Raw genomic sequence first — 22,941 nt, forward strand, 5'->3', positions numbered from 1 at the left:
AGGAGCCCGGTTCATCACTTACGGCTTGGCCCATTTCAGAAAGGCGCTGCGGCTTTCCGGAGTCAGCAAATTCCACATTTGCTGCAGGGTGGTCAGGGTGGCGTCGTTGTGCGGCAGGGCTGCGGCCTGGGCCGGCGCGGGGTGCAGCGCCACCGGCTGTGCGGCTTGTGCCGGAGCACTGCCCAACGGGGCGACGGTGGTGGGCTGAGCGGCGATTTCGCTGGTGCCCATCAGGGCCGCGAGTGCCGAAACGTTGCGATTGCCCTGTTGGGCCTGTTCACGTTCACCGGTACGGGTGTTCACCGCCCAGGCCTTGAATTCATCTTCGAACTTCTTGGCTTCGGCCAGGTTCTCCGGGCGGTCGAACTCCAGGCGCCAGACGTCGCCCGCTTTGCCATCGATGGCGAAGATGGCGGTGCGGCCGCGAACTATTTCATGGCTGATGCCACCGGCAACGTCGAAACCGTACTTGTAGAAGGCCTGGATCTGATAGGCACCCGGCTGCAGCAGCAGCTGCTTGTCGTCCAGGTTGTAGGCGGCATTGGCCGCCGTATAGGGCTGGCCGTTGATGCTGCGGATTTCCAGTTCGCCGGGTACCACGACTGTCAGCACTTCGCTCTGCGGCTGAGGTGCACCGGGATACAGCTGAACTTTGGGCTGCTGGGCACAAGCGGCCAGTAGACCGGCCAGGGCGATAACGAGCAAGCGGCGCATGAAAACTCCTAGGGGCGAAGACCCGCCGATGTCCGGCGGTGTCGGGATGGTTACATTTCGAAAACGAGAATAAGACGGGTAGGTGTCAGTTAAATGACAAGCCGGGCTGTCCTCAGAGAACAGCCCGGCTAGTTTTCATTCCAATCCGCGAATGGGATCAGAAGTCGTAACGCAGACCTACGGTAAAGCCAGAGGCTTTCTCGCCCAGCGCGTGGTTTACGCCATCATCATCGATCGACTGGCCGGTAGGGTTGGCGGTACGCGATTGGCTCCACGGGGTGTAGGCAACCAGGTCATCGTTGTCTACCACGGCGTAGTTGGCATAGACGCGTACGGCCTTGTCCAGCTTGTGCTCGACACCCACGACCCACATGGTGGCATCACGGTCCCTGGCATCGTTGTTGTGGGTCATCCAGGTGGCTTTCAGCGCGGTGTTCTTGGCAACGGCGAATTCGCCACCCAGACCATAGACGTCGAAAGTCCCCTGATCACGTTGAGCGGAGGTGGTGGTGCTGACGCCTTCGAAATCAGTGGTCTGGTAGAAACCGACCAGCTTGAAGTTGTCGACGATCTTGTAGGCGACAGCGGCGCGAATGGAGTCGGCCTCGCCACGCAGGGTGTCTTCTTCGACCTTCTCGTAGGCCAGGGAGGCTTCCAGCGGGCCGCCGAGGTAGTTCAGCGAGGTGCTGAAGGCGTCGCTGTCTTCGTTGTTGCCGGTGTCGGTGATGTTCAGCGACTGGCCCTGGTACATCGAGTAAGCCACTTTGACGTTGAAACCGGAGAAATCCGGAGTGGTGTACTGGATGGTGTTGTCATAACGCTCGTCGAGGCGGCCGGAGGTGACGCGGGCGAGGTTGTTCATGTCGCCGACCTGGTCACCGAACAGGTTGAACGGGCCGCGGGCCACCTTGAACGGGCTGTCGAAACGGCCAACCTGAATGGCGCCGAAGTTGCCGCCCAGGCCAACGAAGGTGTCACGGGTAGCGAAGCTGGTGCCACCGCTGGAGGAGCCGGTGGTGAAGTTGATCTGTTGTTCGATCTGGAAGAAGGCTTTCAGATCCGGGTTGATTTCATGGTCGCCTTTGAAGCCCAGACGCGAGGAGTTGCTCGACAGGTTGGTTTCGGAGTAACGGGCACCGTCATCGAGGTAGTCAACCGATACGTGCGCACGGCCGTAGATGCTCACGTCTGCCATTGCCACAGCAGGTACCGACAGGGCAGCACCAACAGCAACCGCAATCAACTTCATCTTCATTGAAAAAAGCTCCTTCGTTTATGAAACGCCGTCAGTGCCGGTGGCATGACATCGTCGGTTTGGACGGAGGCGATTATGGAAACCGGATGTGACAGAAGGCTTGCTGTGGCGTGACATTTTCAAGTCTGCGGAACTTTTTTAAAATCAGACGGTTGCGCTGGATATGAGGGTCTTTTGGCTGGGGCCGGCAGGGGGGCGAAGAGGGCGTAATTACGCGGCCGAACCTTATAGGGTGATTATTAAAGTTTGAGGATGACGGCGGTTGTGGTCGCCAGTAGGCAGCGGCATCATGCTTTGGCTTGCCCTCGCTGGCGCGCTTGCAGAGCCGCAACCTGCCCTGGATATTCCCTGCTGGAGCCTTGCCATGACCCTTGTTCTCGCCGAGTCCTTGAATGGCGTGCCGGCTGCGAGTTGGGACACGCTGTTGTCGAGTGATCAACCGTTTCTGCGCCATTCCTTTCTGGCCAGCCTGGAGGACAGCGGCAGCGTTGGTGGGCGTAGCGGCTGGCAGGCGGCCCATCAGGTGCTGCTCGGTGATGACGGCCAGCCGCAGGCGGCGCTGCCGGCCTACGTCAAACACCACTCCCAGGGCGAATACGTGTTCGATCACGGCTGGGCCGACGCCTGCCGCCGCGCCGGGATTGCCTATTACCCCAAGCTGCTCGGCGCCATTCCGTTTTCGCCGGTGACGGGCCAGCGCCTGCTGGGTTCGCCCGAGGCAGCAGGGCAGTTGCTCGATGGCGTCACGGCGACGCTCGAGGAGCAGGGGCTCTCCAGCCTGCACGTGAATTTCACCGATGTTGCCGGCGACCAGGCGCTGCAAGGTCGGGCCGGCTGGCTGCAGCGCCTGGGCTGCCAGTTCCACTGGCATAACCGCGGCTATCGGGATTTTCAGGATTTCCTCGATACCCTGAGCTCGCGCAAGCGCAAGCAGATGCGCAAGGAGCGTGAGCTGGTGGCGGGGCAGGGCATCGCGTTCGACTGGCGCGAGGGGCACCAATTGAGCGAAGCGGAGTGGGATTTCGTCTACCACTGTTACGCCAATACCTACCACCTGCGTGGCCAGCGGCCTTACCTGACCCGGGAGTTCTTCAGCCTGCTGGCCGAGCGCATGCCCGAGGCGATTCGTGTGGTGCTGGCCTGCCGCGCTGTACAGCCGGTGGCCATGGCCTTCAGCCTGCAGGGCGGTGGCAGCCTGTATGGGCGCTACTGGGGTTGCCTGGCCGAGTTCGACCGGCTGCATTTCGAGACCTGTTTCTATCAGGGCATGGAGCAGGCGATCGCGCAGGGGGTGCAGCGCTTCGATGCCGGTGCCCAGGGCGAGCACAAGCTGATTCGCGGCTTCGAGCCGACCCTCACCCACTCCTGGCACTACCTGGTGCATGAGGGCTTGCGTGATGCGGTGGCTGGGTTTCTGCAGGAGGAGCGGCTGGGGGTGCTGGCCTATGCCGAACAGGCACGGGAAATGTTGCCTTACCGGCAGGCGTGAGCGGCGCGCTGCGGTCGCCCGCAGCGTGCAGCATGCGTCCGATCAACCATCGTAACGGCCGCCCCACTCGAGGAAACGCATCTTGTGGGTTTCGCCCTGGCTGTCGGTGTAGACCATGATCACCGGCACGACGCCTCGCTTGTCGGAAACGTCGGTGCGGTACAGCACCTTCTGTACATCGACTTTCATGCCGTAGTGATAATCCTCGGTCGGCAGGCCGGCACCCGGTTTGTTCTGGATATCGGCGGCGAACACGGCGGGGGCGAGACTGGAGAGCAGGGCGGTGATAGCGGTTGCGACTTTCATGATGGAGTCCTCGATGGTTCGATGACCGGCAATCGCATCGACCCATTCGATTGCGTTGCCTGGTGGACTCATATGACCAGCAAAGCCGAAGCGGCGGAAATTGATGGTCTCGTTAGTGGGTATCATGAAAATTGATATCTGTTAGCTAGCTAACTAGTTTGCCGCTGCCAGCCGCGCCGGGCGAGAGCCCACCCGGTTTCAGTCGACGCCGACGAAGCCGCCGGTCTGGTGCTGCCACAGGCGCGCATACAGGCCACCGCGGGCGATCAGCTCGGCGTGGGTACCGGTCTCGATCACCTGGCCCTTGTCGATCACCACCAGGCGATCCATGCGCGCGATGGTCGACAGGCGGTGGGCGATGGCGATCACCGTCTTGCCGTCCATCAGGCTGTCCAGGCTTTCCTGGATCGCCGATTCGACTTCCGAGTCCAGGGCCGAGGTGGCTTCGTCGAGCACCAGAATCGGCGCGTCCTTGAGCAGCACCCGGGCGATGGCGATGCGCTGGCGCTGGCCACCGGAGAGCTTGACGCCGCGCTCGCCCACCTGGGCCTCGAAGCCCTGCCCGCCCTGGCTGTCGTCGAGGGTGGCGATAAAGCCATCGGCGCGGGCCTTGCGGGCGGCGGCCCAGAGCTCCTCATCGCTGGCCTCGGGGCGGCCGTAGCGCAGGTTGTCGCGGATCGAGCGGTGCAGCAGGGAGGTGTCCTGGGTGACCACGCCGATATTGGCGCGCAGGCTTTCCTGGCTGACCTCGGCGATGTCCTGGCCGTCGATGAGGATGCGCCCGCTCTCCAGGTCGTAGAGGCGCAGCAGCAGGTTGACCAGGGTCGACTTGCCGGCGCCGGAGGGACCGACCAGGCCGATCTTCTCGCCGGGACCAATCGCGATGTTCAGGCCGCTGATCACGCCGCCCTGCTTGCCATAGTGGAAGTGCACGTCGTCGAAGCGTACGCCGCCCTGTCGAACCTCAAGGGGCTTGGCGCCTTCGCGGTCGAGCACGTGGCGCGGCTGGACGATGGTCTGCATGCCGTCCTGCACGGTGCCGACGTTCTCGAAGATGCCGTTGACTACCCACATGATCCACTCGGCCATGTTGTTGATGCGGATCACCAGGCCCAGCGCCAGGGCGATGGCGCCGGTGCTGATCAGCGATTCGCTCCACAGCCACAGGGCCAGGGCGCCGGTGCCGACGATCAGCAGGCCGTTCATGCAGGTGATCAGGAAATCCAGGCTGGTGATGGTGCGCGACTGCAGGCGGAACTTGTCGAGCAGCTCCTGCATGGCCTCGCGGGCGTAGGTTTCTTCCTCTCGGGAATGGGCGAACAGCTTGAGCGTGGCCACGTTGCTGTAGCCATCGACCACCCGACCCATGACCTTGGAGCGCGCCGCCGAGGCTGCGGCCGAACGCTCCTTGATGCGCGGCACGAAATACCAGAGTGCCGCGCTGTAGCCGATGATCCACAGCGTCAGCGGCACGATCAGCCGCAGGTCGGCGGCGGCGAACAGGTACAGCGCGCTGCCGGCATAGACCACCACGTGCCACAGGGCGTCGATCACCTGCATGGCCGAGTCGCGCAGTGACGGGCCGGTCTGCATGACGCGCTGGGCGATGCGCCCGGCGAAGTCGTGCTGGAAGAAGTTCAGGCTCTGCTTGAGCACGTAGCGGTGGTTCTGCCAGCGGATCAGGTTGGTCAGCCCCGGGTTGATCGCCTGGTGCGTCAACAGGTTGTGCAGGCCGAATACCAGCGGCCTGATGATCAGCGCCACCAGGGCCATCCACAGCAGCTCGCCCTGGTGCTCGGCGAAGAAGGTGCGGGCGTCGGCGGTTGCCTGGGCCATGTCGATCAGCTGGCCGAGAAAGCTGAACAGCGCCACCTCGATCACCGCGGCGAAGAAGCCGACGATCAGCACCACCACCATCAACGGCCAAACCTGCTTCAGGTAATGGGCGTAGAACCGCAGCATGCCGCTGGGCGGCGCCACGTCGGGGCTGGGTTTGAAGACGTCGATGAGGTTTTCGAAGCGGCGAAACAACATGGGGTGCAGTCTGCTCTGGCGGATGAGGGGTGGTTGCGGGTAACGAAGGCTGCCGAGGGGGCAGGAGCGCAGGGCGCTGAGGTAACCCACGCGCTCAGGCACGTGGGTTACCAGGGGAGGGTAGCAGTATCAGAGGCGCTTGGCGTCGAGAATCACCACCGGGTCGATCGGCACGTTCTGCTGGCCGGCGCGGTTGGCGGTGCGCACCTGGGCGATACGGTCGACCACTTCCATGCCGCGGGTCACCTTGCCGAACACCGCGTAGCCGAAGTCGCGCGAGCCGTGATCCAGGAAGGCGTTGTCGGTGTGGTTGATGAAGAACTGGCTGGTGGCCGAGTCGCGTACCTGGGTACGGGCCATGGCCAGGGTGCCGCGCACGTTGTGCAGGCCGTTGTCGGCTTCGTTCTTGATCGGTGCCTGGGTCTGCTTCTGGCGCAGGTTCTCGTCGAAGCCGCCGCCCTGCACCATGAAGCCTGGAATCACGCGGTGAAACACGGTGCCCTTGTAGAAGCCGCTGTCCACGTAGGCGAGAAAGTTCCGGGTACTGATCGGCGCTTTCTGCTCGTCGAGCTGCACTTCGATTTCACCCAGGCTGGTGGTCAGCAGCACGGTAGGGTTTTCCGCGGCCATCAGGTGGGCGGTGAACAGCAGCGAGCAGGCGGTAAGGGCGAGTTTCTTCAACATCGGTCTAGTCCTTGGATGAGGTGGCGGCAGTGTTTTCGACTTCCTGCAGAAAGGCAAGCAGGCTGCGGTTGAAGTGTTCGGGCTGGTCGAGCGACCTGGCATGCCGAGAGTCGCTTGTCCGGCAAGCAGGCGTCGGGCAACCCGGCGGATACAGGTCGGCTGGTGCGCGGCCGGCAGGTAGTCGGTCCGGGCACCAGGGTAGGACAGGCGATGCGGTGCAGGCGTTCAGGTACGCCTCAGGCCGTGGAACGCTGCCCGAAGCAGGCAGGGACAGCGCTCAGGCCGGCGAAACGAGCGCGGCGTCGAGCGGCGCCGCATCGAAGCGCTGGATCAGATCGGTAAGGATCTGCGTGGCCGGGCCCAGGGCCTTGTCCTTGCTGGCGTAGAGAAAGAACACCGGCTTGCGGTTGCCGCCCTTGTCCAGCGGCAGCGGCTTGAGCAGGCCATCCTTGAGTTCGCGTTCGATCATGTGCCGCGGCAGCCAGGCGAAGCCCAGGCCGCTGCCGACGAAGGTGGCCGCCGTGGCCAGGCTGCCCACCGTCCAGCGCTGCTCGGCGCCGAGCCAGCCCATATCGCGGGGCTGGTGGCGCCCGGAGTCGCGGATCACCACCTGCATCTGGGTTTCCAGGTCCTGGAAATTGAGCTCGCGCTGCAGGCGATGCAGCGGGTGATCGGGATGGGCCACGGCGAGGAATTCCACCGGGCTCATTTCCGAGCCGAGAAAGCCTGGAATGTTGTAGGCGCTGATCGCCAGGTCGGCGACACCTTCCTTGAGCACCTCCTCGACGCCGGACAGCACCTCCTCGCGCAGGCGCACGCGGCAGCCGCGGCTCTGCGGCATGAAGGCGGTCAGGGCACGGACCAGGCGGGCGCTGGGGTAGGCGGCGTCGACCACCAGTCGCACTTCGGCCTCCCAGCCCTGTTCCATATGGTGCGCCAGGTCTTCGAGCTGACTGGCCTGCTTGACCAGTTGCCGGGAACGGCGCAGCAGCACGTCGCCGGCTTCGGTGAGCACCGCCTTGCGCCCGTCGATGCGCAGCAGCGGCACGCCCAGTTGCTCCTGCATGCGCGCCACGGTGTAGCTGACCGAGGATTGCGAGCGGTGCAGCACCTCGGCCGCCTGGGCGAAGCCGCCATGATCGACCACGGCCTGCAGGGTACGCCATTGGTCGAGGGTAACGCGTGGAGCCTTCATCTGTTCTCCTTGACCAGCGGCTGTGCACGAACAGGCCCTGGCTCTAAACTGACGGCTCACCTCGGAGGTTGGCCATGAAAAAACTCTGTTGCGCACTGATCGCCTGCTTGCCGCTGGCGGTGCAGGCCTATCCCATCGAACTGGAAAAGCAGTTCAACGGTGCCGAAGTGTCGGCGAGTACCCAGGAAATCGATCACAACATGGCCGCCGTGCGGGTGCAGAACTACGGTCAGCAGGCCGCTTCCTGCAAGGCGGTGTTTCGTAACGGCCCCGAAGCGCCGCGTACTCGTAGCGTCAAGCTGGCGGCCGGGCAGAGCGGCAACCTCACGGTGAAGTTCGCGCGCAGCATCATCCGCCTGCGCGTGCAACTCGACTGCCAGCCTCAATAGGCGGATCAGACTAGGGTCAGCGGCTGGACAAATCAACTTCATCGATGATTACCCGCGGATAATCATCGTTTCTTATCGGATACCAGCCAGGCAGCCTCCCGCTGGCGCAGGGTGCTGTCAGCCGCCTCAGGGGGCGGCATGCCGTGCGGATTGTCTGTCGGCCGGCGAACCGTTATGGTGCGCCGCCCATCCGTGCAGCGCTGCTCGCCTGACGGTCCGCGCTGTCGCTGCGGCCTGAGCGGCTGAACGGCACGGGTGACTTTCCTATCTTCGAGGTGCGCGATGACCCTTTCCGGACCCGGCGTGCTGTTCTCTGTCAGCGCCTCGATCCTCTTCGCCCTGATTCCCGGCTACGTGCAGATGCTCACGCCGCTGGATGGTTTCCAGGTATTCGCCCAGCGTGTGCTGTGGTCGATTCCGGCCGTGCTGTTGCTGCTCACCCTGTTGCGTCAGTGGCCGTTGCTGCTGAGCGCCCTGCAGCGCCTGGGCCGCGAGCCGCTGCTGCTGGCCGCATTGCCATTGGCGGCGGCGCTGATCGGCCTGCAGTGGTTCCTGTTCGTGTGGGCACCGCTGACCGGCCATATGCTCGACGTATCCCTGGGTTATTTCCTGCTGCCACTGGCCATGGTGCTGGCGGGTCGGGTGTTCTATGGCGAGCGCCTGCGCCCGCTGCAGCGGCTCGCCGTGGCCTGCGCCTTGGCCGGGGTGCTCCACGAGCTGTGGCAGTCCCAGGCATTTTCCTGGGTCACCCTGGTCACGGCTCTGGGCTATCCGCCGTATTTCATGCTGCGCCGCTGGATGCGCCTGGACGCGCTGCCGGGGCTGGTGCTGGAGATGCTGGTGATGGCGCCCCTGGCCATCTGGCTGATCGTCTACTGGGCGCCGGCCGGCATGTTCGTCGAGCATCCGCGCCTGTGGTGGATGGTGCCCGGCATGGCGCTGCTGGGCACCATCGCCCTGGCCCTCATGATGGCCTCGTCACGCCTGCTGCCGCTGGGTCTGTTCGGCATTCTCAGCTACGTGGAGCCGGTGTTGTTGTTCATGTTCAGCCTGCTGTTTCTCGGCGAACGGTTCGATCCGGACCAGTTCATGACCTATCTGCCGATCTGGGTGGCCGTGGTGTTGGTGGGCTGGGACAGTGGTCGGCTGCTGATCAAACAGCGGCGCCGGCAGACGCTGGCCTGAGTTCTTTCGGCTGCTGGCTAGAGAAAGCATTCGGCCCCGAGGCGCGAACGCGGTAACCTATGCGGCTGATTTAGCATTTGCATCGAGGTTGCCCCCGTGTTTGCCCAATTTGCCCTGCATGAACGCCTGCTCAAAGCCGTGGCCGAGCTCAAATTCACCGAGCCGACCCCGGTGCAGGCCGCTGCCATTCCACCGGCACTGGAAGGCAAGGACCTGCGGGTGATCGCCCAGACGGGGAGCGGCAAGACCGCCGCCTTCGTATTGCCGATGCTCAATCGCCTGCTCGGTGACGGCAGTTCCAATGCCCGGGTCAGCGTGCGTGCACTGATCCTGCTGCCGACCCGCGAACTGGCCCAGCAGACCCTCAAGGAAGTCGAGCGCTTCGCCCAGTACACCTTCATCAAGGCGGGGCTGATCACCGGCGGCGAGGATTTCAAGGTGCAGGCCGCCATGCTGCGCAAGATCGATATCGTCATCGGCACCCCTGGCCGGCTGATCGAGCATGCCAACGCCGGCAACCTGCTGTTCGACGACGTCGAGGTGCTGGTGCTCGATGAAGCTGACCGCATGCTCGACATGGGGTTCGCCGAAGACGTGCAGCGCCTGGCCGAATTGTGCGGCCGTGAGCACCAGACCCTGCTGTTCTCTGCCACCAGCGGTGGCGCTGGCCTGCGCGAGGTGGTCGGCAAGGTGCTGCGTGATCCCACTCACCTGCAGCTCAACCGGGTCAGCGAACTGGCCGAGGGCACCCGCCAGCAGATCATCACCGCCGACCACAGCTATCACAAGGAACAGCTGGTCGAGTGGTTGTTGAGTAACGAAACCTACGACAAGGCGATCATCTTCACCAACACCCGTGCCCAGGCCGACCGCCTGTACGGCAAGCTGGTGGCCAAGGAATTCAAGACCTTCGTGCTGCACGGCGAGAAGGATCAGAAGGATCGCAAGCTGGCCATCGACCGCCTGCGCCAGGGCGCCGTCAAGGTGTTGGTCGCCACCGACGTGGCCGCCCGCGGCTTGGATGTCGAAGGGCTGGATCTGGTGATCAACTTCGACATGCCGCGCTCCGGTGACGAGTACGTGCACCGCGTCGGGCGTACCGGTCGGGCCGGCGCCGAAGGCCTGGCCATCTCGCTGATCACCCACAGCGACTGGAACCTGATGTCGAGCATCGAGCGCTACCTCAAGCAGCGCTTCGAGAAACGTAGCGTCAAGGAACTCAAGGGCAGCTATCAGGGGCCGAAGAACCTCAAGGCCTCCGGCAAGGCTGCCGGCACCAAGAAGAAAAAGGTCGACCCGAAAACCGGCAAGAAGATCGCCAAGAAACCCGCGGCGAAAACCCCGGCCAAGCGCAACACGGTGAACAAGCCCAAGAGCGATGCCGGCCTGGTCAGCCAGGACGGGCTGGCGCCGCTCAAGCGCAAGGCGCCGTCGACCGACGCCTGATGCGTACTCCGGTCACCGGCAGCCACTGCCGGTAACCGGTTACCGCACCTGTTCCTCGACCTCGCCGCCGATGTCTTCCAGCTCCTGCAGGCGTTGGTCATAGGCATCGCAGTCGGTGGCATGCTGGCCGGTGCTTTGCGGCTGCGCCTGCTTCAGCTCCTGGCGCAGTACCGCGGCCCGCTCCGGGTCGCGCTGGGTAATTTCCTCGATCTTGGCCGCCAGTTCCTGGGCCTTGGCCGTCGCCTCGTCGGCCGTGCAGGCTTGCGCCTGGCCCACGCCGTAGAGGGCGAGAGCCAGGCCGCAAAGCGGTGCGATATGTTTGCTCATGCTCCAATCCTCACGCCTTCCCATTCGAGCGGTTGAGTGCCGCCAGCCGTCAAGGTTCAGGGCGTGTTACTGCTTGTTGTTCAGGCTTCTGACGGTCAGGTCCAGGGCCTTCTGCATGTCCAGCCTGGCGGAGCGGCCGATGTCCTTGTCGTTGAGGTCGAAGCCGCGTTCCGACGGCAGGATCGGCGCGGTCAGGTCGTCGGCATCGGTAGGCTCGAAATCGAATTCTTCGCCTATGGTCATGGCGCTGCGGCGCAGCAGCATGCGCAGCTGATCGGGGTGCAGGTCCGGGTTGATCGACATCAGCGCGGCCACCACGCCCGCCACCAGCGGCGTGGCGTAGGAGGTGCCGCAATGCACGCTGCCCTGCTGGTTCTCCTTGGCGGTGGAGGCGCGCACGCAGGCGGCGGCGGTGATATCCACGCGGGTGTCGACGTTGGATGAGCTGCGCCGTGTGACGTAGGCCGGATCATCCACGGCGACATCCTTGTGCTCGCTGCGCTGGTGGCCACCGACCACGAACAGCTGCTCGGTGACGAAAGAGGAGGGCAGGCGGTAATCGTCGGCACCGGAGAACGAGGCGCCGTTGCCGGCGGAGTTGACCACCACCACATCCGGGTGCTCGCGGCGCAGCCACAGGAAGAATTCCTCCAGCAGCTCTTCGTAGCCGCTCATGGCCACGCCCGAGCGCACCAGCGAGTCGACCTCGTCGCCGTGAATGTTCTTGGCGCCGATGCGATGAATGCCCCAGCTCCAGTTCAGCACCCGCACGCCGTCCTCGACCAGGTTGACCGAGGCGGCGATGTTGGCGGTGATGCCGGCGTCGGAGTTGCGGTCGACGATCACCTCGAAGCCCGGGCCGGCGCCGTCCAGGCCGCGCAGGAAACCGGTGTTGCCGCCATCGTTCCAGCGCGCGGCGAGGATGCCGGCCACGGTGGAGCCGTGGCCGTCCGGCTTGTCGGCGTCGCGGCTGTACAGGCGGGTGTGCGGTGTATGGCCCTGGCGCTCGGCGGCGCCGAGGTAATCCCTGAAGTCCGGCGCATCGAAATCGACGTTGCGCTCGATCAAGCCGATGCGCACCGGCTTGGTGGTGATGGGCGAGCGCTTGGAGGGAATCCGTCGCTGGTAATAGTTGACCGCATCGACGAAGCGGTTGGCGGCCCATTCCTCTTCGCCCAACTGATCTTCCTGGCTCGCGCCCGCCTGCGCTTCCTGCTCCTCGGCGGAGGATTCCTCGATCACCACGGCGTCCACGCTCAGCTCGCTGCCCAGGCGCAGCACCATGGCGTCACGCTGAACCAGGTCCTTGGCCGGCAGGCGCAGCTGATAGGTATTGAGCGGCGCAATCGCGCCGACCACCTCGGCGCCATATTTCCTGGCCAGCGCCTTGGCGGTGTCCAGGCCCTGGGCATCTTCCTCGATGACCACACTGACCAGGTCGACATAGGTGTTGAGACCGTCCATGTTCTCTGCCACTTCACCTGGCCTGGCGGCCACTACGTGGCTGCCGGCCATCGACAGCCACACCGGGTTGCTCACCTGGTTGCCCTGTTTCAGCCACAGCGGGCCGCTCTGGTAGCTTTTGCTCTCAAGTGTGATACGCAGCCCATCTCCTCGCCTGACGGCGCTGGCGGGCAGCGCCTTGCCATCGAGCACTACCTGCAATTGGCCGTCGGACACCCCGCGAGCCGTGAGGCAGAAGGTCTGGCGCTGGGTGTCGAGCGCGTCCTCGCAGCGATACAGGTGCTTGAGCCGCAGCGGCTCGGCCGCCAGTGCCGAGGGCGCGATGCTCGCCACGAGCAGAGCGCTGAAGACGGGGCGCAGCAGGGGCCGGCGGAGCATGCAGAGATCCTTTGTGCAGGGGGATGCGCCTCAGACTGGTGGCGCAGGCCTTGGTTCAGGCTGCGTTCGGCAGATAGCCCGAACCTTGTCCACGACCCAGGCGTCACACCTCTACAGGCGCGCCAAGCGCCGAAAACAAGAGGAGACCAGGCGATGACGACTCACCCGCAAACCCATAACTGGGATCTTGTCGAGCGTATGCTCCACGAGGTGCAAAATGGCGCCGGCCAGCCATTCGTGCCACGCCGCTGCGCCGAGGAACTGGCAGACGCGCTGCAGCAGGCCGGCAAGCCGATCGACAACCTCGATTCGCTCAAGGCCCAGGCCGACGACTACGAGGCCACGCTGCTCGACGGCGGTTTCATCGCACCACGCCCCGAGGCCGAGGGCGGCAATGGCGAGAACTTCGTGCTCACCCCGCGCGGTGCGCAGCTGCTGAGCATGATCGACAGCACCTTCCCGGGCGAGGAACACCCCCGTGAAGTGCTCGACCGCCATGGCCTGGCGGCGTTGACGCCCGAGGTGTTCGATGGGCTGGCGCCACGGGCGACGCTGGTCTGATACCCCTGCGCCCTGGCTGCGACCGTGCATACACGCGCTGACCTGCCAGGCCATGGGCAGGATCGGCGGCGAAGGCAGGTTGGCGATGAAAGGGTGGGCAATCGGGTTGCTGCTGGTGGCGATCAATGCCACGGCCGATGAGCTGCGCATCGGCTTCGGGACGCACAAGCCGCCTTATATCTTCGAGGGCGAGCACAGGGGGCTCGAGTACGACATCGTGGTCGCCGCTGCCCGGGCAGCCGGTATCAAGGTGGTGCCGTCCTACGCGCCGATGGAGCGCCTGCACCGGGCGCTGGGGCGTGGCGAGCTCGACGGCATCGCCACCACGCGCAGCCAGAGCGGCGTGGCGAGCTTTTATTCCCAGCCCTATATCCGTTACGACAACGTGGCCGTGGCCCTGAAAGCCCGTGGTTACCGGATCGAGCGGATTGCCGACCTGGGCCATTATTCGGTGCGTGCTTTCCAGCGTGCGCGGGTGATGCTGGGCGAGGAGTTCCAGCGCATGGCCGAGGCCAATCCGCGTTATCACGAGGAGGCCCAGCAGATCGCCCGTAATCGCTTTCTGTACAGCGGCCGGGTGGACGTGGTGGTCGCCGACCGACGGATCCTGCGTTATTTCAACCGGGACGTGTATCACCAGGTGGATGTCAGCCAGCCGATCACCGAGTACCCGCTGTTCCCGCCAACGTCCTACCAGCTGGGGCTGCGTGATCGATCGATGCGCGATCGCTTCGACCGGGGGCTTGCCGACATCATCACCAGCGGTGAGTACGGGGAAATCGAACGCCGCTACGCCCTGTATTGAGCCGTCTCGTCACTGGGTCAGTTGCTCGGGTTCTTCCTCGACCTTGGCAGCCAGCATCTCGGTCTCGATCGGGCGCGTCTCGACGCGGAAATCGGTGATTTCGATGGCCCCCTGGCCTTCGCCGAGCAGGTGGAAGGAGAACGCCTTGCGGGTATCCAGGTTGTCGAAGGCGAAGTTCAGCTCGACCGGCTGGCCCTTCTTCAAGCGCGGTATCGGCGGCACGTTGATCAGTACGTCACGGTCGAATTCCTTGGTCTTCAGGCGCAGCGTGGCGCCGGCTTCGCTCATGCTCAGCGCGTTGATCTCCAGGGTCACGCGGGTCTGGGTGCCCTTGGGCAGCTCCAGGTACTGGGCGCCGATCAGGTTGTCGGCCCAGTCATCGCCCGGTGTGGTGCGCAGGCGAATGCGCTCGGTGCTGGCGAACTGCAGCACCTGGTTGTCCTGGCCATCGGTCAACGAGCGATCCAGCAGCTCGGCACGCAGGCTGACCTGGCGCGCCGGCTTGCCGCTGACGCGGCCCAGGTACTCGGCGTGCTCGGCGATGAACCCCGGGCTGGCGTAGCGCCGGCAGACCTGCTGGAAGTTGCATTCGGTCAGCGTGCCCTGGCCGTCGTGCTCGCGCAGCAGGCCGTTGGTGTAGGAGATGATCTTCCGGCCATGGGCGTAGTCACGCAGCATCGAGCGCCCGGCGATGTTCGCCGGCAGCGGCAGGGCCAGGTAGTCGAGAATCGAGGCGGTCAGGTCGATATGCCCGTAGACGCCGCCCTTGAGCGAAGGCAACTGGGCCTGCTCGGGCGCCAGCATGAGATTGAAACCCCAGGCCGATGCCAGGCGCACGTTCTCGATACCGTGGGATTCGTCGGAGGTCACCACCACCAGGGTGTCGTCGAGCACGCCGCGCTGGTGCAGGCCGTCGAGGAAATCGCCAATGGCGTCGTCGAGGTAGGCGATGGCGGCCTGCTTGGCGCTGTCATGGCGCTCCAGGTAATCGGCCGGCGCGGAATAGGGCTGGTGGGTGCCGACGGTCAGCAGGGTCAGCATCCACGGGGTCTTCTGCTTGCGCAGGCCATCGACGTAGCTCAGGGCGCCTTCGAAATAGGCGCGGTCGTCCATGCCCCAGGCGAAGTCCAGGTATGGCGTGTTGCGGAACCAGTCGCGGCCCAGGGTCTTGTCGAAGCCCATGCGCGGCATGATCTGGTCCTTGGCCATGAAACGCAGCCCGGCGCCCTGCAGAAAGTGGGTGCTGAAGCCGTTGTCGCGCAACTGGGCCGGCAGGCACTGGGCGGCGCGCTCGGCATTGCCCAGCAATTCGAGGCCCTTGGGCGTTCCCGAGGCCAGCTTGTCGTAGTCGCCGCAGAGCATCGCATACAGGCCGCGAATGGTCTGGTGGGCGTGCAGCACGTAGTCGCTGGTGAGCATGCCGCGCTCGGCCCAGGCGCTCAGGCGCGGCATCAGGTCAGCCTGATAAGGGCTGCCGATGGCCCGACGGCTGGCGTCGATATAGGCGCCGGGAATGCCTTCCAGGGTAACGATCAGCACGTTGCGCGCGCGGCCTGGTCCCAGCAGCGGAGCGCCGTCCATGTCCAGGCGGGTCAGGCCGGTGATGTCCGGCGGGCTGTTGGGCTGGCCGCGGCTCATCCAGTCCTCGACCTCCAGCTGGGCGAAGCTGAGCCCTTCGGCCAGCCATTTGTGGGGCAGGTTGAACTGCACCCACTGGTCCGCTTCGCTGGGGCTACGGTACTGGTAGACGGCGTGGGCGGCAAGCAGCGCCAGGGGGGCCAGCAGCCAGGCCAGCGAGGGTTTGCGCACGGGCGGCCGAGCGGCGAGCAGGAGCAGGAACGCCAGGGCCGCCAGGATCGAGGCGCTGGCCAGCCAGGGATGAGTGAGCCCACCGCCCTGGGTCGAGTGGCTGAGGAACTGGGGGTCGGTCAGGTAATGCAGGTCGGCAGGCTCGGGCATGCGGCCCACGGCGCTGACCAGCTCGACGGTACCCAGGTTGAGCACCACCCAGCTCACCGCCAGTGGAATACCCAGCAACAGACGGCGGCGCAGGGTTAGCCAGAGCAGCAGGCTGCCGATCGCCAGGTCGGAGAGATAACCGAACGGGTGGGACCAGCCCAGCGAGTAGCGGCTGAGTAACGGCAATGCAATGAACAGCATAACCAGTACCAGCAGGACGCTGGTCGGGCGCTGCAGCCAGGGGCTGAGAGAACGCACGTATCTTCCTTAAACGATGATCGACAGACGATGGCTTTCAGCAGGCCTTTGGATCGACTAAGGGCTCGAAGCTGAAAAAACACTGACATCATTTTGAAACATGCATGTGCTCATCGCCAGCAACAAGCGCTGAAGACGGGAAATAAGTCGTTCAAATCATTGCCCGGGCGGGCGAGGGGGACTGCCGACCTGGCGCCCATCGTGGGGCGCGGCAGGTCGATGCAGAAAATCACTTTTTGGAGATGGTGATGTGCCGGCTGGCGGGGCCATTGGTCTGGCCGCTGACGCCTTTGGCGATCTCCTGGATCTTGCCGCCGGACTTGAGAAACGCCGCTACCTGAGCGTCGATCGATTCACTGGTTTCCACCGCAGGGGCGGGCTTGGCTTTGCTGTGGGATGCTTTGACGCGCATGACGGTCATATTGCCTACTCGAGTCATCAAGATGGCCGCCTATTGTATCACTGCTGAGCGCTCAGCTGTTCATTCGATGACCAATGGATGAGGTCGCGGTAGCCGGTCGGGTTTCCCAGCGGCGAGTCGGGTACACTGCCGGCCTGAAAACGAGGGTAGGTACCATGGCTGTTATCGGACGTATGAATTCCTTGCAGGTCGTCAAGCACACCGACTTCGGTCTGTACCTCGACGGCGGGCCGGACGGCGAGATTCTGCTGCCCAAGCGTTACATACCCAAGGAGACGCCGAGCGAGGTGGACGACTGGCTCAACGTGTTCGTCTACTTGGACAGCGAAGACAAGCTGATCGCCACCACCGACAAGCCCAGGGTGCAGGTCGGCGAGTTCGCCAGCCTCAAGGTGGTTGACATCAACCGCGTGGGCCTGTTTCTCGACTGGGGCCTGCCCAAGGACCTGCTGCTGCCGCATTCGGAAGAAAAACGTCCGCTGCAGATCGGCGATTATTGCGTGGTGCACGTGTTCGTCGACAAGCGCAGCCGGCGCATCACCGCCACCGCGCGCCTGGATCGCTACCTGGACAAGGTGCCGGCTACCTACCAGGCTGGCGAAGAGGTCGACCTGCTGGTGGTCGAGCCCACCGACATGGGCTTCAAGGCGATCATCAACGGCAAGCACTGGGGCCTGATCCACAAGAACGAAGTGATCGGCTACATGCGTGGCGGCATCCGCCAGCCGGGCTTCATCAAGGAAATGCGCAGCGACGGCAAGATCAGCCTCGCCCTGCAACCGGTCGGCCAGCAAGTCGCTGACAGCCTCGGGGAACAGATCCTGCAGCGCCTGCGTGACAGTGGCGGGGTGCTGGAGTTGAGCGACAAGAGCGCGCCGGAGCGTATCAGCGCGATGTTCCGGGTCAGCAAGGGCAACTTCAAGAAAGCCATCGGCGGCCTGTACAAGCAGGGCCTGATCCGCATCCATGACGAGCGCATCGAACTGGTCAAGTAGCCCCACCACGGCAGGCGCCGCAAAAAAGCACTTGAGCGGCACGCGGCGCTTGCCAATAATGCGAGCCCCGCCGGTGTAGCTCAGTCGGTAGAGCAGCGCACTCGTAACGCGAAGGTCGCAGGTTCGATTCCTGTCTCCGGCACCAGTCAACAGATTCATGCAGTGCCAAGCAGTCGCATGAAATCCCCCAGAAGCCCGCCTAGTGCGGGCTTTCTGTTTCATGCGGTGCCATCCAGTTCCATCCCAGCGCTTGTCCTTTGAGTACCTGTACGAGTACCTTATCGTGGTTCAATAATCCATGGGTACTCAGCATGCCTTTGACGGCACTACAGGTTAAGAATGCCGCTCCACGTGAAAGGGACTATGGGCTTGCCGACGGGGCAGGCTTGTTTCTCTGGATTCGTGCAGCGGGTGGCAAGTCGTGGCGCTTTCGATTCCGCTTAGATGGCAAGCAGTCACACATTTCGCTTGGCACCATCGAAAAGGTCACTCTTGCGCAGGCGCGACAGCATGCCTCCGAGGCCCGTCAGCTTGTGGCACAGGGGCGACATCCTGGGCTTGAGCGAAAGGTTGCACGAGCACAGGCAGCGGTCTCACGTGCGAATACTTTCAAAAGCCTGGCGTTGGAGTGGCATCAGCACAAGTCGCCTCGTTGGTCAGCAGGTTATGCCACTGATGTAATCGAGGCCTTCGAACTCGATATCTTTCCGCAAGTCGGGTCTTTCCCGTTAGCTGAAATCAAGCCCATGCAGTGGTTGCAGGTCTTCCGCCGTATCGAGTCCAGGGGCGCTCTCGAAAAACTGCGCAAGGTTCGGCAGCGTTGCCAAGAGGTTTATCGTTTTGCGATTGCCACTGGACGTGTTGAGTACAACCCCATCGCAGATATTGGAGGGGCGCTTCAAACCCCAACGTCTCGACACTACCCCTTCTTGCCCATCGCAGAGCTACCCGACTTGATACACAGCTTTCAGGCATGTCCTGGGCACGATGTGGTGAAAATCGCTACCCGCCTGCTCATTCTGACAGGGGTACGAACTGCTGAGTTGAGGGGAGCGCCCTGGTCTGAATTCGATCTTGATAAAGAGCTATGGGTCATCCCCGCTGAGCGAATGAAAATGCGCCGCGCGCATTCTGTGCCTTTGCCTAAACAGGCAGTGGCTGCATTGCGTGAGTTAGAGGGCATTACTGGCGGCTATACCCTTGCATTCCCTGGCCGGAACGATCCAGCCAAGCCCATGAGCGAGGCTGCCATAAATCAGCTACTCAAGCGCTCTGGTTACGACGGTCGTGCTACAGGGCATGGGTTCCGCCATACGATGTCGACCACTTTGCATGAACAAGGATATCGCAGCGAATGGGTCGAAACTCAGTTAGCGCATGTGGACAAAAACAGTATTCGCGGCACATACAACCATGCCCAGTATTTGGAGGGGCGTCGTGAGATGCTCCAGTGGTATGCGGACCTTTTGGATTCATTACCATCGAACAGGGTGGTCGTTTCCGCTGTATCGGGGGAGCGAAATACATGACTGATGAACTGATCCGTTTGTGTGATCTTCTACCTATGTACTCTAATTATCATGGGGTCAGTTTGCCTGAGGCTGCATTTGGCCTCCACGAGCTTATGGATGAAGCGTTTCTTGCATATTTAGGTCGTGCTGAAGAGCTGCTTCCCGAACGGCTATTTTGGGTTGGTGGGGTCGGTTCATCAAAAAGATCAGTCAGGGGTTATGTACTAAATCATGAAGGATTGATCAAATATTTTAAAGCTTTGTGTGAGCCTTCCGGTAGTACTCAGTTTATTAGCTGTTTTTGTCATGCTGAATATGAGTACGTTAACGTTCCTGCTAGCATTGTTTACTCCTCCAAGACGGCTCTCAGTGAATGGTTAAAAAATGCGGGAGTTTCAGATTGCTCGTTTGTCTTGGATGTTGGGATTAATTCGAAAGAATGTGGCGGCAGCAGTGCTATTAGTTCTAAAGAGCTTAATTCAATTAGCTTGATTATTAATGGCTTGGTTGAGTTGATTAAGGAAGTTGATGCGGCTCATGCAGTCCAAGGGCTTGATGCAGTTGCTCAGAATCGAGCTGATGCTATCAAGCGTCGTGCTTTGGGTATTCGTTCGGTACGCAAGAATTCTAATCCATGCATGGCAATTCTATCGTTAGCCGACGCTGCTCAAGTCGAAATGCCCAAAAGCCACAAGACCCTTGGAAAGTTCATGAAAGGCGATATTTAGAGTGATATAGCGAAAAGTTCGTGATTCTTGAGGATTTCTGGCATTTCCTTGAAAAAAAGGCAATTGCCACGACTCGCTGCCACAGGTGCCATTAAATCCCTAGCCATCCAATCCGGTTCCAAGGAGACCCTTCCAGATGGCTAGTCAACAAATCTCACCTCTACTGCTTCGTCTGCCTGGCGTCTGTGCTCTGGTAGGGCTTAGCAAATCTCAGATCTACCGGTTGATCCGGGCCGGCGATTTCCCCCCAGGCGTTTCCCTTGGTGCGAACTCTGTGGCTTGGCCAGCGGAACGTGTGAATGCGTGGATCGCTGAAAAAATTAAAGCGTCGCAGGGGTGATGCAATTTGTCATCCGATCATGGGCGTATCGTAAGAGAGGCTCGCCCTGGTGAGTCTTGGGCGGAAGTTGAGGCTAGGGTTAGTGGGAAGTGTATACAAGATCAAGCGCGTCCAGGTGAGTCATGGCAAGAGTTTAAAGCTAGGCGTCGTGAAATTTATAAAAGTAAAAAGCCGGAAGAAGTTGAGTTGGTTGATTGTTTTGTATCAGCTGACAGTGTTGCTATCAAAGATGGTCGGCACTTTATGGATGTTGCACTGTTCCGCATGTCCAAAAGGGAAAAGCGTGCTGGTGAAATAATACGCTACAACTTGGTAGATGGGTATGTCGAAGTGAAAGCAGGGCCTGATGGGATGGCAACGATTTGGGACTACGATATTGTGCTGATGCTGTTATCGCATTTGACCGAGTCTATGAATCGCTTTAAAAACGGGCGTGGGGCAATGCCGGGCCGTATTTTTACCATGCATGTCTCGGATGTGCTGAGATTTAGCAAGCGCGGCGATGGTGGTAGTCAGTCGGAAAGAGTTGAGTCAGCATTGGATCGCTTAAAGGGAACCATAATCAAAAGCGTATTTTCTCGTGCTGTAGGTAAGGAAAAGCTCTTAATGCGAGAGGTGAAAAGTGAGGGTCTTATTAGTGGGTATCGTGTGCTTTCCGTCACGGGCAGCGGTAGAGTTGATCGCGTTGAAGTTGAATTATCTAATTGGATCTATTTGCAGGTGACGCGCAGTCCAAGATCTGCGGTTCTTACTCTGAGTTCAGAGTATTTTCTTATCGAATCTGCTGTGGGACGCTTTGTTTATCGATTGGCCCGGCGTGCAGCGGGGAATGATAGGGCTCGGTGGGGATTCAAAACGATATATGAGCGAAGCGGAGTTACTCGCTTTAAGGAGTTTTGTCGAACCCTAAGACGTCTCATTAGGTTGAATAACCTCCCTGAGTATGAGTTACGCGAGGAGGCTGGACAATCCGGGCCGCAATTGATCATGACGCGACGGGGTTGGGATTCGGGCTGTGGATAACCCGTCTATTACCCACCACGTTCCGTCCATTGCACACCATTTTCCGTCGATTACCCACTATGGCCCGTCTATTGCCCACTTCTAATAGCCTCATGCCATTGAAAAATAACGGTTTTTCTGGGGTTTTCAGTCTTAAAGCTTTGAATCCCTTCAAAAACTCTGTAAATCGCTGATTTGTGGCTTGGCGCTGATTGCTGGCCATGAGCAGAAATTACGATCTCTCATGAAGGCTCGTCTCACGACTGCGGTCTTTGCATCGTCGCCAGTAGCCCAGATCTCCATCGGGTCGTAATTTTTCCAATGCTCAGCTACGCACTATTGTCTAGCGCTCGGATTTGGGACAGGGACGCGCTGATTCATGAATTGGCCTATGGGAGGTTGTGAAAGTCGCGAGAGCGCTCGGCATTCAGAGCATGTCTTACAGCACAGGCTGTTTCGTCGCCTCCGGAGGCCCAAGAGTCCATCAATGCGGAGACCTGATCCAGCCGGTCCTGCATTATCCGAAGTTGTTCTTGATCTCTGTAGGTGGCCCTCAATGCCACGTCGCGGTCTTGGTCAGAAATGGCAAGGATGTCACGCAGGCTTTCCATCTCTTGATGGTGACGTTTGGAAATGCCAGAAACATGGGCAATGTGGTGCAGCTCCATCTCTTTGAGTGCGTCGCTGTGCTCCTTAAGCAGAGCTTTGTGTCGCTCCACGCTCGCGTCGAGCGTCGCCTTGAGCCGCGTTGTGGACTTTTTGCTTTCCAAGAGCATCACTGCTAAAACACCAATCACGATCACCGCTACGCCGATCACGAAGAGTAAGCTGCTGCTGATCCATGTAGGGTCGATGTTTATTCTCAACGCAGGTAAACCTCTGTGATTTCCGGCCGGAAATGGCCCATTTCCTGCGAAACCACGGCCAGTGCCTGCTTTCGCGTTAAGTGGCTTTGCAATTTCGCCATGCGCTCCTGAGCGTAGGTATGCCGCAGTCCATGTGCGCCGTTCGACCACCCGAGTGCGACTTTGGAGGCTGCGCTAACGCTTTTGCTCCACGGCTGGCCCCCCCAATCTCGTAAAACTGTTGGTAGTTGATTCCTCGATCTTTGACAGTGCGTGGCTCTGTCAGCCGGGCTCTCTCAAGTCGCTGGGCTAGGGGAATTGGAATACGGACTTCGCGGATCAACCCACCTTTGCCGTGAACGGTGTAGCTGATGGTCGATTCGCGAATTCCTGAAAACTTCATCCCATGCGCAGGACGTTGATCCGGTACGCGTTGGTGCGTTCTGCGAAGGCCGAGTAACTCATGGGCACGGAGGCCTGCGGCATACGCGATCTCTGTCGCCAAGGCGTTGTGGGGAGCTTGACGAGCTGCAATCAATGACATTTGTTCGCCGTTGTAGGCTCTCGTTTGATCGGCCAGCCTGCGGCCCAAGGCAGGATGGTTTGTCGTTCCTGTGCGACCTATTGCGGTGCTCTTGATGACTTCAAGG

At 61.5% G+C, this 22,941-nt stretch carries 22 protein-coding genes and 1 tRNA gene; 12 read left to right on the top strand and 11 right to left on the bottom strand.

Translation table 11 applies throughout. From position 1 onward, the window contains the following. Positions 1–18 precede the first annotated feature (18 nt). Both SA190iCDA_RS09930 and SA190iCDA_RS09935 read right to left on the bottom strand, forming a co-directional pair. Positions 19–714: a DUF2057 family protein gene (locus SA190iCDA_RS09930; protein WP_070886776.1), complete on the bottom strand. Its 696-nt coding sequence runs from the start codon at positions 712–714 to the stop codon at positions 19–21. 157 nt (positions 715–871) lie between these two features. Then, positions 872–1,969: a porin gene (locus tag SA190iCDA_RS09935; RefSeq protein WP_070886777.1), complete on the bottom strand. Its 1,098-nt coding sequence runs from the start codon at positions 1,967–1,969 to the stop codon at positions 872–874. 364 nt (positions 1,970–2,333) lie between these two features. Here SA190iCDA_RS09935 and SA190iCDA_RS09940 point away from each other — a divergent pair, with 364 nt between their 5' ends. Next, on the top strand, positions 2,334–3,458 hold the full coding sequence (locus SA190iCDA_RS09940; protein WP_070886778.1) for a GNAT family N-acetyltransferase: 1,125 nt from the start codon (positions 2,334–2,336) through the stop codon (positions 3,456–3,458). A gap of 42 nt (positions 3,459–3,500) precedes the next feature. Here the strand turns inward: SA190iCDA_RS09940 and SA190iCDA_RS09945 are convergent, their stop codons facing one another. The 4 genes from SA190iCDA_RS09945 to SA190iCDA_RS09960 all read right to left on the bottom strand — a co-directional run bounded on the left by SA190iCDA_RS09945 (position 3,501) and on the right by SA190iCDA_RS09960 (position 7,677). Next, on the bottom strand, positions 3,501–3,764 hold the full coding sequence (locus SA190iCDA_RS09945; RefSeq protein ID WP_070886906.1) for a DUF2790 domain-containing protein: 264 nt from the start codon (positions 3,762–3,764) through the stop codon (positions 3,501–3,503). A gap of 198 nt (positions 3,765–3,962) precedes the next feature. Then, a complete protein-coding gene (locus SA190iCDA_RS09950) occupies positions 3,963–5,798 on the bottom strand; it encodes an ABC transporter ATP-binding protein (RefSeq protein ID WP_070886779.1) in 1,836 nt (611 codons plus the stop codon). A 129-nt stretch (positions 5,799–5,927) separates the two neighbouring features. Beyond that, complete coding sequence (locus SA190iCDA_RS09955) at positions 5,928–6,482, bottom strand: peptidylprolyl isomerase (protein ID WP_070886780.1); 555 nt, start codon at positions 6,480–6,482, stop codon at positions 5,928–5,930. Positions 6,483–6,759: 277 nt separating this feature from the next. Further along, positions 6,760–7,677 (bottom strand): LysR family transcriptional regulator, encoded by a 918-nt coding sequence (locus tag SA190iCDA_RS09960; RefSeq protein ID WP_070886781.1) that lies wholly within the window; start codon positions 7,675–7,677, stop codon positions 6,760–6,762. Positions 7,678–7,751: 74 nt separating this feature from the next. On the opposite strand from SA190iCDA_RS09960, the gene SA190iCDA_RS09965 reads away from it, so the two are divergent. The 3 genes from SA190iCDA_RS09965 (at position 7,752) to SA190iCDA_RS09975 (ending at position 10,697) form a co-directional block, all read left to right on the top strand. Beyond that, positions 7,752–8,066 (top strand): 3-phosphoglycerate kinase, encoded by a 315-nt coding sequence (locus tag SA190iCDA_RS09965; RefSeq protein WP_070886782.1) that lies wholly within the window; start codon positions 7,752–7,754, stop codon positions 8,064–8,066. A gap of 282 nt (positions 8,067–8,348) precedes the next feature. Continuing rightward, a complete protein-coding gene (gene rarD / locus SA190iCDA_RS09970; protein ID WP_070886783.1) occupies positions 8,349–9,251 on the top strand; it encodes an EamA family transporter RarD in 903 nt (300 codons plus the stop codon). Positions 9,252–9,347: 96 nt separating this feature from the next. Beyond that, the gene (locus tag SA190iCDA_RS09975) at positions 9,348–10,697 is read left to right on the top strand and encodes a DEAD/DEAH box helicase (protein ID WP_070886784.1); all 1,350 of its coding nucleotides are present in this window, start codon (positions 9,348–9,350) and stop codon (positions 10,695–10,697) included. Positions 10,698–10,736: 39 nt separating this feature from the next. Here the strand turns inward: SA190iCDA_RS09975 and SA190iCDA_RS09980 are convergent, their stop codons facing one another. Both SA190iCDA_RS09980 and SA190iCDA_RS09985 read right to left on the bottom strand, forming a co-directional pair. Next, complete coding sequence (locus SA190iCDA_RS09980) at positions 10,737–11,024, bottom strand: hypothetical protein (RefSeq protein WP_083329834.1); 288 nt, start codon at positions 11,022–11,024, stop codon at positions 10,737–10,739. 66 nt (positions 11,025–11,090) lie between these two features. After that, positions 11,091–12,866 carry a S8/S53 family peptidase gene (locus SA190iCDA_RS09985; protein ID WP_070886785.1) on the bottom strand — a complete coding sequence of 592 codons (1,776 nt, stop codon included), beginning with the start codon at positions 12,864–12,866 and terminating at the stop codon, positions 11,091–11,093. 153 nt (positions 12,867–13,019) lie between these two features. Between SA190iCDA_RS09985 and SA190iCDA_RS09990 the strand changes: the two genes are divergently transcribed. Together SA190iCDA_RS09990 and SA190iCDA_RS09995 are read left to right on the top strand one after the other, a co-directional pair. Continuing rightward, positions 13,020–13,427, top strand: coding sequence for a transcriptional regulator (locus SA190iCDA_RS09990; RefSeq protein WP_070886786.1), 408 nt, complete (start codon positions 13,020–13,022; stop codon positions 13,425–13,427). An 85-nt stretch (positions 13,428–13,512) separates the two neighbouring features. After that, positions 13,513–14,232: a substrate-binding periplasmic protein gene (locus SA190iCDA_RS09995; RefSeq protein ID WP_070886787.1), complete on the top strand. Its 720-nt coding sequence runs from the start codon at positions 13,513–13,515 to the stop codon at positions 14,230–14,232. 9 nt (positions 14,233–14,241) lie between these two features. On the opposite strand, the gene SA190iCDA_RS10000 is transcribed toward SA190iCDA_RS09995, so the two are convergent. Both SA190iCDA_RS10000 and SA190iCDA_RS10005 read right to left on the bottom strand, forming a co-directional pair. Next, positions 14,242–16,449, bottom strand: a complete 2,208-nt coding sequence (locus SA190iCDA_RS10000; protein ID WP_083329835.1) for an LTA synthase family protein — start codon at positions 16,447–16,449, stop codon at positions 14,242–14,244. A gap of 229 nt (positions 16,450–16,678) precedes the next feature. Further along, positions 16,679–16,870: a hypothetical protein gene (locus SA190iCDA_RS10005; RefSeq protein WP_170833962.1), complete on the bottom strand. Its 192-nt coding sequence runs from the start codon at positions 16,868–16,870 to the stop codon at positions 16,679–16,681. A gap of 155 nt (positions 16,871–17,025) precedes the next feature. Between SA190iCDA_RS10005 and SA190iCDA_RS10010 the strand changes: the two genes are divergently transcribed. The 6 genes from SA190iCDA_RS10010 (at position 17,026) to SA190iCDA_RS10035 (ending at position 21,467) form a co-directional block, all read left to right on the top strand. Then, positions 17,026–17,865: a S1 RNA-binding domain-containing protein gene (locus tag SA190iCDA_RS10010; RefSeq protein WP_070886788.1), complete on the top strand. Its 840-nt coding sequence runs from the start codon at positions 17,026–17,028 to the stop codon at positions 17,863–17,865. Positions 17,866–17,934: 69 nt separating this feature from the next. Beyond that, positions 17,935–18,010, top strand: a tRNA-Thr gene (locus SA190iCDA_RS10015). 166 nt (positions 18,011–18,176) lie between these two features. Then, entirely contained in the window at positions 18,177–19,394 is a 1,218-nt protein-coding gene (locus SA190iCDA_RS10020) for a tyrosine-type recombinase/integrase (protein ID WP_070886789.1), read from the top strand. Beyond that, on the top strand, positions 19,391–20,104 hold the full coding sequence (locus SA190iCDA_RS10025; RefSeq protein WP_139159524.1) for a hypothetical protein: 714 nt from the start codon (positions 19,391–19,393) through the stop codon (positions 20,102–20,104). The genes SA190iCDA_RS10020 and SA190iCDA_RS10025 overlap by 4 nt, the downstream gene beginning before the upstream one ends. A gap of 136 nt (positions 20,105–20,240) precedes the next feature. Next, a complete protein-coding gene (locus tag SA190iCDA_RS10030; protein ID WP_083329836.1) occupies positions 20,241–20,444 on the top strand; it encodes a helix-turn-helix transcriptional regulator in 204 nt (67 codons plus the stop codon). Positions 20,445–20,450: 6 nt separating this feature from the next. Continuing rightward, positions 20,451–21,467: a replication initiator protein A gene (locus SA190iCDA_RS10035; RefSeq protein ID WP_083329837.1), complete on the top strand. Its 1,017-nt coding sequence runs from the start codon at positions 20,451–20,453 to the stop codon at positions 21,465–21,467. Between the two features lie 368 nt (positions 21,468–21,835). On the opposite strand, the gene SA190iCDA_RS10040 is transcribed toward SA190iCDA_RS10035, so the two are convergent. Beyond that, on the bottom strand, positions 21,836–22,312 hold the full coding sequence (locus tag SA190iCDA_RS10040) for a hypothetical protein (protein WP_070886790.1): 477 nt from the start codon (positions 22,310–22,312) through the stop codon (positions 21,836–21,838). Between the last annotated feature and the right edge of the window lie 629 nt (positions 22,313–22,941).

It is taken from the genome of Pseudomonas argentinensis (assembly GCF_001839655.2).
In the GTDB taxonomy this organism is placed as follows: Bacteria; Pseudomonadota; Gammaproteobacteria; order Pseudomonadales; family Pseudomonadaceae; genus Aquipseudomonas; species Aquipseudomonas argentinensis_B.